Raw genomic sequence first — 10830 nt, 5'->3', positions numbered from 1 at the left:
TTATTGATCCGGCGACCACCGATATATACACTTGGACTTTCGTGGGCTGCTTCTTTTGTTTATATCTTACTGGTTGCCGCCGCCCCTCCGGCGCACCCTTACGTGAGGGGGGCGGGGGGCCTACCACGGGACGGCCCCGCTCCCCCTTTCGTCCCCCTCACACCGGGGTCAGCCCCTCACTCCCGTCACGCATCCCGCGCCAGCAGCCGTCGCGCGGCCAGCGCGATCTCGTACCGCGCCTCGCTCGTCGAGGTACGCCCACTCAGCTCGGAGAAGAGCACCCCCCACCAGCTGTAGACGAGCATCCGCACCGCCAAGATCCGCTCCTGGCACGGGTCGTCCTCGCCGAGCGTGCGCAGCACCGCGCCGTACAGGTGCGACTCGGGCACCGGCGCCTGCGGCTCCGACCGGTCGGCGTAGTTGGCCGCGGTCGCCCGTACCATCGACCCGCACAGCACCGGCTTCTCCATGAGACGGCCGTTCAGGGCCACAAGCCGTTCCCCCACGCGGTCGACGGCGTCTCCGCCCTCCACCGGCCACTCCTCCTCGACGAAGCGGGCGACCCGCGCGGCGAACACCGTGGCGAAGAGCTGCACTTTGGACGGGAAGTAGCGGTAGAGCGTTCCCAGCGCGACATCGGCCGCCCTGGCGATCTCCTGCATCTGCACCTGTTCGTACGCGGTGTCGGCCCCGAGTTCGGCCGCCGCCCCCAGAATACGGTCCCAGCGCTCGACCTGTCGTTCGGAAGCGGGCTCTGCGGGCTTGCGCGCCTCGGCGAGTCGTGGCACCGGTCCCCCTGTCCATCGGCGTTGCCGGCTTCTGCCGTCCGTCGGCACCCAGGGTAGGGGTCCGCCCCGGGCCCGGGGGCCGGGGGGCCTCAGCTGCCACCGGGCCGGGTGAGGAAGGCCAGGACCGCGCTCTCCCAGGCTTCCTTCTGCTCGATCATCACCCAGTGGCCGCAGTCGGGCAGGACGTGCAGCTCCGCCTTGGGCATGGTGCGCATCGGCAGCAGCGCCATGTCCAGGGGGCTGACCCGGTCGTCGCGCCCCCACGTGACGAGCGTGGGCGCGGTGATCTTGTGCAGCATCGACCAGTACGGGGGCTGGTCACTCGCCTCCGCGGCGGCCATGCTCGCGGCCAGCGCCTTGCGCCCGTACATACGGCGGGCGGCGGCCAGCGTGTCCGGATCGGTGGCCTGGGTCCAGCGTTCCTCCACCATCTCGTCGGTGACGACCTCCGGGTCGTACACCATCGAGTGCATCCACCGGACCAGGGCTTCCCTGGTCGGGTTCTCGGTGAAGTCCATAAGCAGATTGATGCCCTCGCCGGGCGCCGGGCTGAACACGCCGCGCCCGAGGCCGCCGACGGTCACGATGCGCCGGAAGAGCTCCGGCCGGGCGATCGCCAGGTTCGCCGCGACGATACCGCCCATGGAGTTGCCCACCACGTCGACCCGGCCCAGGCCCAGGCCGTCCAGGAACCGGGTGACGGCCTTCGGCGCGGCGGCCATCGGATGTTCGTCGGTCGGGTCGCTGACCCCGAAGCCCGGAAACTCCAGGACGAGGCAGCGGAAGTGCCGGGCGAAGGCGGCCAGGTTGCCCCGGTAGTTGCGCCAGCCGGTGACGCCCGGCCCCGAGCCGTGGAGGAGCAGCAGGGGCGGCCCCTCGCCCGCCTCGTGGTAGCGCAGCACGCCCTGCTCCGTGGGCAGTTCGCGCAGTGTCTCGGCGTAGCCGAGCGTCCCGGTCGTCGCCTCGGTCATGGTTGCGGCCACCTCTCGTATCAGCCTCATGGTCGTAGCGGACGCTAACCACGCCCCCGTGGGCCCGGCGGCCCTCGTCCCGGACAGCGGGACCGTCGGGGCCGACCGGCGGATGGGCTAGCCGACGCCGGCGGCGGATCGCCCGGCGGGGATGAGAGCCGTGTGCCGCGTCACCGTCCGGCTGGGGCCGACGGGCGCGACGGCCGCGGGCTGACGGGGCGGGACGGCGAGCTCGTCCATGATGCTGCGGGCGGCGCCGAGTGCGAGCGGCGCGAACCGCTCCAGTGGTGTGCCGACCTCTCCGACGAGGGAGAGAGCCCCGAGGGGGCCGGTGGGTCCGCGCAGGGCGACGCCCACACAGCCGACGTCCCCGAAACACTCTCCCCGTTCGTAGGCCAGGCCGTGGCGCTCCCGAACCCGGCTGAGCTCCTGGTGCAGCCTGTCCCGGCTGGCGATGCTGCGGACCGTGCGTGCGGCGACGCCGTGCGCGTAGTCGTCGTCGACTCGGTCCGGCGTGAGCCAGGCGAGCATGGCCTTTCCGAGCGCCGTGCAGTGCGCCGGCGCTCGCCCGCCGACCCGGGACGGCACGTCGATGGCGGACCTGCCGCCGATCTTGTCCAGGTAGTAGATCTCGGAGTCCTCAAGGACCGCGAAGTGGACGACCAGCCCCGTGCGGAGGGCGAGCCGGTGGAGCACGGGGGCGGCGGCGGCGCGCAGCGCGCCGTGGCCGGCTTCCCGGCCGCCGAGGCCGAGGGCGCGCGGCCCGAGCCGGTAGCCGGTCGTCATGTGTTCCAGCCAGCCCATGCCTACGAGCTGATCGAGGATCCGGTGGGTCGTTGAGCGGGGAAGCCCGGTTCGGCCCGTGACTTCCTCCAGGCTCAGCTGCACATACGGGCGTTCGAAGAGATCCATGATCAACGTGATCCGTTCGACCATCGACGGGGGCAGCGCATCCCGCTGACGGGAAAGCCCGGCAATCCTGCTCGACGCTGAGCTCATGCCAGCACCTCTCGGCGAAACTAGAATGAAATCTAGTTTTGACGCTAGCAGCGCTCCGGATGCCTGGGAAGATGTCGGTAAGAGGACGGTTCGGGGAAGTTCATGGGAACGGAAACGGCGCGGGGCGGGAGAGACTTCCTGGTCTCTCCCGCCACCGCGCCGTGACCCCACACACGGGACCGCTTTCTCACTCCTGCTTCCGGGACGCCACCGCGGTGAGATCCAGGGCGATGTCCACGATCATGTCCTCCTGGCCGCCCACCAGCCCTCGCCGCCCGACCTCCACGAGGATGTCCCGGGCGTCCAGCCCGTACCGGGCGGCGGCGGTCTCGGCATGGCGCAGGAAGCTGGAATAGGCGCCCGCGTACCCGAGGGTCAGCGTCTCCCGGTCGACGCGTACGGGGCGGTCCTGCAACGGTCGTACGAGGTCGTCGGCGGCGTCCTGCAGAGCGAAAAGGTCGCAGCCGTGCTTCCAGCCGTGCAGGTTCGCCACCGCGACGAACGGCTCGATCGGACAGTTGCCCGCCCCGGCCCCCTGCCCGGCCAGCGAGGCGTCGACGCGGACGACCCCCTCCTCCACCGCCACCACGGAGTTGGCGACCGACAGGGAGAGGTTCTCGTGGGCGTGGATACCGATCTGGGTCGTCTCGTCCAGGACGTCGCGGTAGGCGCGGATCCGTTCGCGGACCCCCTGCGGCATGAGACGCCCGCCGGAGTCCGTGACGTAGACGCAGTGGGCGCCGTAGGACTCCATCAGGGCAGCCTGCCGGGCCAGTTCGGCAGGCGGCGCCATGTGGGACATCATCAGGAAACCGGAGACGTCCATACCCAGTTCGCGTGCCGTGGCGATGTGCTGGGCCGCGACGTCCGCCTCCGTGCAGTGCGTGGCCACGCGCACCGAGCGCACCCCGAGGGCGTAGGCCTGCTTGAGTTCGGCGATGGTGGCGATGCCAGGCAGCAGCAGGGAGGTGAGGATCGCGTTCTCGGCCGCGTCCGCCGCGGCCTCGATCCACTCCCAGTCGCTGTGGCTGCCGGGCCCGTAGTTGAGGCTGCCGCCGGCCAGTCCGTCGCCGTGGGCCACCTCGATGGCGTCCACGCCGGCGGCGTCGAGGGCCCGCACGATGCGCCCGACGTCGGCGGGATCGATGCGGTGGCGGATGGCGTGCATCCCGTCGCGCAGGGTGACGTCCTGGATGTAGAGGCGGGGAACGGCGACGTCGGTCATGGGGTCACCTCGGTGAGGAAACGCTCGGCGACGCGCTCGCCGACACGGAGGGCTGCGGAGGTCATGATGTCGAGGTTGCCCGCATAGGCGGGCAGGTAGTGGGCCGCACCCTCGACCTCCAGGAAGACGGTGACCTTGGTGGTGACCTCGGGCGCGCCGGGCGGCAGCAGGGTGTGGACGGGTTCGCCCGCCGGCACCGGGGTGAACTGGACCTCCTGCTTGAGGCGGTAGCCCGGCACGTACTCGGCGACGGCCGCCACCATGGCGGTGACGGACTCGACGACCGCTCGCTCGTCCACGTCGCCGGTCAGGCAGTAGACGGTGTCCCGCATGATCATGGGTGGTTCGGCCGGGTTGAGCACGATGATCGCCTTGCCGCGCAGGGCGCCGCCGACGGAGGCGATGGCCGCGGAGGTCGTCTCCGTGAACTCGTCTATGTTGGCGCGAGTCCCCGGCCCCGCCGAACGGGACGAGATCGAGGCCACGATCTCCGCGTAGGCGACCGGGCTCACCCGGCTGACCGCGTGCACGACGGGAATGGTGGCCTGGCCGCCGCAGGTCACCATGTTGAGGTTGGTCGCGGAGTTGTCCAGGTGCTCGTCCAGGTTCACGGCCGGCACCACATAGGGGCCGAGCGCGGCCGGGGTGAGGTCCACCATGACCTTGCCCAGGGGCACGAGCCGCTTGGCGTTCTCGACGTGAGCCTTGGCCGAGGTGGCGTCGAAGACGACGCCGATGTCCTCGAACTCCTCCATCGCGATCAGGCCGTCCACCCCCTCGGCGGTCGTGGGCACCTTGAGCCGGGCGGCTCGGGCCAGCCCGTCCGACGCCGGGTCGATGCCCACCATGGCGGCCATCTCCAGACGTTCGGAGAGCCGCATCACTTTGATCATCAAGTCGGAGCCGATATTGCCCGACCCGATGACGGCGACCTTGGTCTTCTTCACCTCGACCTCACTCAGTGCTGGTGAACGTGGCGGATACGGAGCCGAGCGGGGAGATCTCGGCGTGCACGGCGGCGCCCGGACCGACCGGCACCAGGGGGCCCAGGGCCCCCGAGAGCACGACCTGACCCGCGCGCAGCGGTTCCCCGAACTCACGAGCGGTGCGCGCGAGCCAGAGCAGGGCTTCCAGCGGATCGCCCAGGCAGGCGGCTCCGTTTCCCGTCGAGACCTCGCGGCCGTCGAGGGACATCGTCATGGTGGCCTCACGCGGCTCGAAACGGTGCAGCGGGACCCGCTCGGCCCCCAGGACGAAGAGACCGCAGGAGGCGTTGTCGGCCACCGTGTCCGTGATCGCGATGTCCCATCCCTCGATCCGGCTGTCGACGATCTCCAGAGCGGCACGGGCGTGATCGACGGCGGCGCGTACCCGGCGCAGGTCGAGGTCCTCCAGGTCCAGGTCCGCACCGAGGACGAAGGCGATCTCGGCCTCGACCCGGGGTTGCAGCAACCGCTCACTGGGGACCGCCCCGGCCTGGCTGGACATGTCCATGCCGTCGAAGAGAACGCCGAAGTCCGGCCGGTCCACCCCCACCTGGCGTTGCACGGCCGCCGACGTGAGTCCGATCTTGCGGCCGACCACCCGGGCCCCCCGGGACAGCCTGTCCTGCGCGAGACGCTGTTGCACGGCGTACGCGGCGGCGATGTCCGTCGGGCCCAGAAGGTCACGGACGGGGGCGCAGGGGCGGCGCTCCGCCTCGGCACGACCCAGCCGCGCGACGGCCGCGGACACCGCGGCCGGTTCCGCGACGGGCACTGCTTGCGCACGCTCTGCCATCAGGCTCCTCTTCCTCCGGGTTCTCGGTGTCGTCCTCGGCAGGGCACGTCCTGCTCGGCAGAGCCCAGACTGATCTTCCCCGGCCGCCCCGGCCACGAGAGGTTTCGCTCAGTGGGACCGGATGCGTGAGCAGGACCGTCTGTGCCACGTCTCCGGCGCACGCCGTCGACCAGGACCTCTGATCCGAAGGCTCGGGGAGGGAGAGGGAAGCGGGCACGTTCCGGCACGAGAAAGCCGGCACCGGGCCGGGGAAGGCCACGGGTGCCGGCAGAGTCTCCGCCACGGAGCTGGCTCGGCTATGCCGTCAGCGGTAGGGCGCCGCCGCAGCCGCCATCTCGTCGAGCACCTTGAGCGCTTCGTCCTCCGGGGCGGTCGGCAGATCCAGCAGGACACGCTCGACCCCGGCGCTCGCGTAGGCTTCGAGGCTCTTGCTGTCGTACTGGGCCGCGTGAATGACGACTGGGGTCTCCGTTCCGGTCGCCTCACGCATGCGGGTGATCTTCGCGCCCAGCTCCTCGGGAACGACGCTGTTCGGCATCCAGGCTGTGCCGTATTCGGCGAGGCGTGCCCAGGCGGCCTCGCTGTCGCCGCCCACGTAGATCGGCGGGTGGGGCTGCTGCACCGGCTTGGGCCACGCGTAGGAGGGACTGAAATCGACGAAGCTGCCGTGGAACTCGGCCTTCTCCTGCGTCCACAGTTCGATCATCGCCCTCAGCCGCTCGTCCAGCAGCGCTCCGCGGGTACGCGGGTCGGTGCCGTGGTGGGCCATCTCGGCACGGTTCCACCCGGCCCCCACACCGAACACGGCCCGGCCGTCGGAGAGGAGATCGAGGGTGGCGACCTCCTTCGCGGTGGTGATGGGGTCACGCTGGACCACCAGCGCGATACCGGTGCCCAGCGTGAGGGTGCGCGTCACGGCTGCCGCCGCGCCCAGCGCGACGAACGGGTCCAGGGTGCGGAAGTACTTCCGCGGCAGGACGGCCCCCGGTTCGCCGATGTGGGGGTCGACGGGGATGTGGGTGTGCTCGGCGAGGAAGAGCGCGTCCAGCCCGCGCTCCTCCAGCGCGGGCCCCAGCGCCGTCGGCCGAATGCTCTCGTCGGTGAGGAACGTGGCGACCCCGAACTTCATGTGTCTCCGATCCTGGTCATGGTGGGCATCAACGGGTGGTGTCCGACCGAGGTGGTGTCCGACCGAGGTGGTGTCCGACCGAGGTGGTGACCGCACGGCGGTCACGGTGCCGCGGAGCCCCGTGACAGCCGGTGCCCGCGCCCTCAGGTGCGGCCGGCCTCGGTCTGTGCGGCGAAGTGCTTCTTCAGAGGGAGCGTCGTGTCCACGGCCTTCTCGCGCGGCAGAGGCGTGCCCGCACTGAGCGCCTTGCGCGCGACGAGGAACTCGGCGGGGTTGTTGACACACTCGACGGCGACCAACCGCTCCCCCCGGTACCGCAGCACGGTCGTCCTGCCGGCTCGCACTCCGGGACGCACGATGCTCTCGTCATCCGGATGGGCCAGCCCCGCGATCTGTAGCTTGACATCCCCCTGATCGGACCAGAACCACGGAAGGCTGCGGTACGTCTCCCCGGCTCCGACAAGGGCCAGAGCCGCGGCCTTGGCCTGCTCCACCGCGTTGTCGACGCTCTCCAGCCGCAGCCTCGGCCTCGACCGTCCCTCCGGCCCCGGGGACGGGTCGGGGAGGTTCGCACAGTCGCCCACCGCGAGGGTGTACCCGTCGGAGGCGAGCGAGCGATCGTCCACGACGATCCCGTTGTCGCAGTGCAGACCCGCCGCACGAGCAAGACTGTCACGGGGCTCGGCGCCCACGCCCATGAGCACGAGCTGCGCGGGCAGTTCCTGACCATCCTCCAGTTCGACACCGGTCACCGCTCCGTCCGCGTCACCGCGCAGGCGCCGGGGGCGCACGCTGGTGAGGACGCGGACGCCCGCCGCGCGGTGCGCCGCTTCGACGATCCCCGCGGCGGCCGGGCTGACGACACGGTTCAGCACAGCTGCAGCCGTCTCCACGACAGTGGCGCGGACGCCGGCCGCCACCGCGGCGGCGGCCACTTCCAGGCCGACGAATCCGCCTCCGACCACGACGAGGTCGGTGACCTCCGCCAGGCGCCCGGCCAGGTTCTGGGCGTCGCGGACATCTCTGAGCACCAGCACTCCCGCGAGGTCGTCGCCCTCGATCGGCAAGCGCCGTGGCTGCGCCCCGGTGGCCAGCACCAGACGCTCGAACTCCCAGCGCCGGCCTGAGACGGACGTGGCCGTGCCTGCTCCGGCCCCGTCCAGGCGCAGCTGGTCGATCTCCTCGTTGAGCAACAGGTCGATCCGCTGCTCCGCGTAGAAGGAGGCGGTACGCAACGCGAGGGACTCGACGGGCGACTCCCCTCGCAGGAAGCCCTTGGACAACGGGGGGCGGCCGTAGGGAGCGTACGGCTCCTGCCCGACCAGCGTGATGGGGCCCTGCCATCCGAACTCGCGTGCGCTGCTCGCCACCTGAGCGCCCGCCTGGCCCGCGCCCACGACGAGCAGGCGGCCGTCAACGCTCACAGCTGGGCTTCCGGCACGGTCACACGGATCTCCTGCCCCGGGGCCAGAACGAGCTGGCACGACAACCGGGAGTTGTCCTCGCGGTCGGTGGCGGCGCAGTCGAGCATCTCGTCCTCGTCCTCGCCGACCGCCGCGAAGTCGTCCGCGTTCTCCTCGGCGAGAAACACGTGGCACGTCGCGCAGGACAGCACGCCGCCGCACTGGCCCAGGATGCCCGGGACACCGTTGCGGACGGCGGTCTGCATGACCGAGTCGCCGGGCACCGCCTCGACCACTCGATCGGCACCGTCGGACTGGGTGTAGACGACTTTCGGCACGCGCATGTTCCTCTCCGTCACCAAGTGACCGGCACGCTGGTCATGGGCCGGGTCAGCACGTCCTCACGGACGACCGGCTCCCCCGCCAGGCGCAGGTCAGGGATACGTTTGAAAATCTCGGCCATTCCGACCTGAAGCTCCATGCGGGCCAGAGGGGCGCCGAGACAGTGGTGCAGACCATGGCTGAGCGTCAAATGGGGATTGGCCTGCCTGGTGATGTCGAACCGTCCCGGGTCCTCCACGGCCTCGGGGTCGTGCCCGGCCGCGCCGGGATCGACACTGACCGCTTCTCCCCGGGCGATCAGTTGCCCGTCCACGACCACGTCTTCCGTCGCGACGAACGGCACCAGTCCGCCCGCGCCGCCCACCGGGCCTCCCATGACGAACGAGCCATGTCGGAGCACCTCTTCGGCGGCTGTGGGCGCCAGGCCGTCGGGGTCGGTCAGGAACAGTGCCCGCTGCTCGTCCGAGCGCAGCAGCGACAGCACGCCGGTGGTCAGGAAGTTGGCGGTGTTGTCGAACCCGCCGACGATCAGGATGAAGGCGATCGGGAGTATCTCGGCGTCCGTGAGGGTCTCGTCGCGGTCGCGGGCATGAGCCAGCGCGCTGAGCAGATCGTCCCTCGGCTCCTCGCGACGCCGGGCGATCAGGTCCGTCATGTACGCCGCGAGCTCGGCCATGTCGGCGGCGACCTCCTCCTCGGCCTTGCCCGCCACGGCGAGCCCGGACGAAGCCCACCGTTCGAACTTCTCCCGGTCCGCGGGATCCACACCCAGCAGGGAGCTCAGCATTTCGATGGGCAACGACACGGCGTACTCGGAGATGAAGTTGCGCACGCCACCGCGCTCGATCATGCCGTCGATCAGCTCGTTGGCGAAGGCGACCGCGGAAGCGCGCATGTCCCGCACCCGCCGCGGCGAAATGGCCTTCTGGACCAGCTTGCGCAGCTTCGTGTGCTGGGGCGGGTCCTCGAACTGCAGGGTGGTGAGCAGGAAGTCAGGGAACTTCACGTAGAACGGCACCACGCGCTCGCCGGTACGGAAGGGCTCGCGAACGAACCGCGCGTCGCCCAGCACCTCCTTGGCGGCGCGGTTGCGGTGCACCACCCAGACGTCGCCGCCGTACGGCATCGTGGTCCTGGTCATCGGGCGGTCGGCCATGAGACGCCGCAGATGGTCCACCGCCTCGGGGGCCGGCAGGGGGGCGAAGGGAAACTCGACGCCACCTGCGGTGGTGGTCTCGGTCATGGTGGTTTTCTCCGATCCGTGTCAGGCGGTGTGGGGCCGGGCGGCCGTGATGACCTCGGGACTCACCCCGGTCGGGAGAGCCATGATGTCCTCGAACCGTTCGGCCACGGCTTCGGCCGTCAGGGCCGGATCGTGGATACCGGCGCTGTTCACCAGGGCTGTGCGGCTCACCGCACCGCCGGCGGCGTTGAAGACCTCGCCGGTGACCTGGCATGCGGGGTGGACGAGGAACGCGGCCACGGGGGCGATGTGCTCCGGCAGGAGTTGCGTTCGCAGATAGGCCAGTACGTCCGGCTCCAGCGAATCCGAGGAGTTCTCCACCATGCGGGTGCCCGCCCCGGGGGCCAGCGCGTTGACGAGAACGCCATGTTCGGCACCCTCGATGGCCAGGTTGCGGGTGAGGGAGAAGACCGCTCCTTTGGAGCTGCCGTAATGGGTCATCAGCGGGTTGCCGAGCATGGCCGCGGAGACGGTGTTGACGACCCGGCCGGTACCGGAGGCGATCAGATGGGGCCACGCCGCGCGACAGAGGTGGAGCGATCCGAAGAAGTGGACGTCGAGGTGGCGCTGGTACTCCTCGATCGGCACCTCGTCGAAATGCCCGGTGCGGACGATACCCGCGTTGTTGATGACCGCGTCGAGGCGACCGAACTCCTCGACGGCGGCCTCGACGGCCTCCGCGGCTCCGCTCTCGGTGGAGATGTCGGCCCGGCTGGCCACGGCGCGGCCGCCGGCTGAGCGGATCTCGGCCACGACGTCCCCGGCGGGATCGTCACCGTCCCGGCCCGCTCCGTCCACCCGGGATCCGAGATCGGCGACGACGACACCGGCGCCGCGGGCTGCGAGCAGCAGGGCGTGTGCCCGGCCGATGCCGCGCCCGGCACCGGTCACGACCACGACGCGGTCGGTGAAGGACAGGGGTTCCACAGCTGAGTTCCCATCTGAAGTACG

Annotated in this window: 11 protein-coding genes; all 11 read right to left on the bottom strand. The window is 70.7% G+C overall.

Translation table 11 applies throughout. The features are described 5' to 3' along the window. Positions 1-185 precede the first annotated feature (185 nt). The 11 genes from ACFWMZ_RS18575 to ACFWMZ_RS18525 all read right to left on the bottom strand — a co-directional run bounded on the left by ACFWMZ_RS18575 (position 186) and on the right by ACFWMZ_RS18525 (position 10806). On the bottom strand, positions 186-788 hold the full coding sequence (locus tag ACFWMZ_RS18575) for a TetR/AcrR family transcriptional regulator (RefSeq protein WP_383171245.1): 603 nt from the start codon (positions 786-788) through the stop codon (positions 186-188). A gap of 89 nt (positions 789-877) precedes the next feature. Then, positions 878-1759, bottom strand: a complete 882-nt coding sequence (locus ACFWMZ_RS18570) for an alpha/beta fold hydrolase (RefSeq protein ID WP_383171243.1) — start codon at positions 1757-1759, stop codon at positions 878-880. Between the two features lie 117 nt (positions 1760-1876). Beyond that, entirely contained in the window at positions 1877-2758 is an 882-nt protein-coding gene (locus ACFWMZ_RS18565) for an IclR family transcriptional regulator (protein WP_383171240.1), read from the bottom strand. 187 nt (positions 2759-2945) lie between these two features. Then, complete coding sequence (dmpG, locus tag ACFWMZ_RS18560) at positions 2946-3983, bottom strand: 4-hydroxy-2-oxovalerate aldolase (protein WP_383171237.1); 1038 nt, start codon at positions 3981-3983, stop codon at positions 2946-2948. After that, positions 3980-4930: an acetaldehyde dehydrogenase (acetylating) gene (locus ACFWMZ_RS18555; RefSeq protein WP_383171235.1), complete on the bottom strand. Its 951-nt coding sequence runs from the start codon at positions 4928-4930 to the stop codon at positions 3980-3982. The genes dmpG and ACFWMZ_RS18555 overlap by 4 nt, the downstream gene beginning before the upstream one ends. Before the next feature lie 7 nt (positions 4931-4937). After that, complete coding sequence (locus ACFWMZ_RS18550) at positions 4938-5762, bottom strand: 2-keto-4-pentenoate hydratase (RefSeq protein WP_383171233.1); 825 nt, start codon at positions 5760-5762, stop codon at positions 4938-4940. A gap of 304 nt (positions 5763-6066) precedes the next feature. Then, positions 6067-6891: an LLM class F420-dependent oxidoreductase gene (locus ACFWMZ_RS18545; protein ID WP_383171230.1), complete on the bottom strand. Its 825-nt coding sequence runs from the start codon at positions 6889-6891 to the stop codon at positions 6067-6069. 143 nt (positions 6892-7034) lie between these two features. After that, on the bottom strand, positions 7035-8315 hold the full coding sequence (locus ACFWMZ_RS18540) for an NAD(P)/FAD-dependent oxidoreductase (RefSeq protein ID WP_383171227.1): 1281 nt from the start codon (positions 8313-8315) through the stop codon (positions 7035-7037). Continuing rightward, entirely contained in the window at positions 8312-8638 is a 327-nt protein-coding gene (locus ACFWMZ_RS18535) for a 2Fe-2S iron-sulfur cluster-binding protein (RefSeq protein WP_383171224.1), read from the bottom strand. The genes ACFWMZ_RS18540 and ACFWMZ_RS18535 overlap by 4 nt, the downstream gene beginning before the upstream one ends. 11 nt (positions 8639-8649) lie before the next feature. After that, positions 8650-9879, bottom strand: coding sequence for a cytochrome P450 (locus ACFWMZ_RS18530; protein ID WP_383171222.1), 1230 nt, complete (start codon positions 9877-9879; stop codon positions 8650-8652). 21 nt (positions 9880-9900) lie between these two features. Next, positions 9901-10806, bottom strand: a complete 906-nt coding sequence (locus tag ACFWMZ_RS18525; RefSeq protein ID WP_383171219.1) for an SDR family NAD(P)-dependent oxidoreductase — start codon at positions 10804-10806, stop codon at positions 9901-9903. Positions 10807-10830: the final 24 nt, after the last annotated feature.

This window comes from Streptomyces sp. NPDC058373 (assembly GCF_042723275.1).
In the GTDB taxonomy this organism is placed as follows: Bacteria; Actinomycetota; Actinomycetes; order Streptomycetales; family Streptomycetaceae; genus Streptomyces.
This window is presented reverse-complemented; position numbering and strand designations above follow the sequence as displayed.

Bases quoted from the DNA above. Each gene is read 5' to 3' on its own strand.
- ACFWMZ_RS18570 (WP_383171243.1), bottom strand. From the start codon at position 1,759: ATGACCGAGGCGACGACCGGGACGCTCGGCTACGCCGAGACACTGCGC.
- ACFWMZ_RS18565 (WP_383171240.1), bottom strand. From the start codon at position 2,758: ATGAGCTCAGCGTCGAGCAGGATTGCCGGGCTTTCCCGTCAGCGGGAT.
- dmpG (WP_383171237.1), bottom strand. From the start codon at position 3,983: ATGACCGACGTCGCCGTTCCCCGCCTCTACATCCAGGACGTCACCCTG.
- ACFWMZ_RS18550 (WP_383171233.1), bottom strand. From the start codon at position 5,762: ATGGCAGAGCGTGCGCAAGCAGTGCCCGTCGCGGAACCGGCCGCGGTG.
- ACFWMZ_RS18545 (WP_383171230.1), bottom strand. From the start codon at position 6,891: ATGAAGTTCGGGGTCGCCACGTTCCTCACCGACGAGAGCATTCGGCCG.
- ACFWMZ_RS18535 (WP_383171224.1), bottom strand. From the start codon at position 8,638: ATGCGCGTGCCGAAAGTCGTCTACACCCAGTCCGACGGTGCCGATCGA.
- ACFWMZ_RS18530 (WP_383171222.1), bottom strand. From the start codon at position 9,879: ATGACCGAGACCACCACCGCAGGTGGCGTCGAGTTTCCCTTCGCCCCC.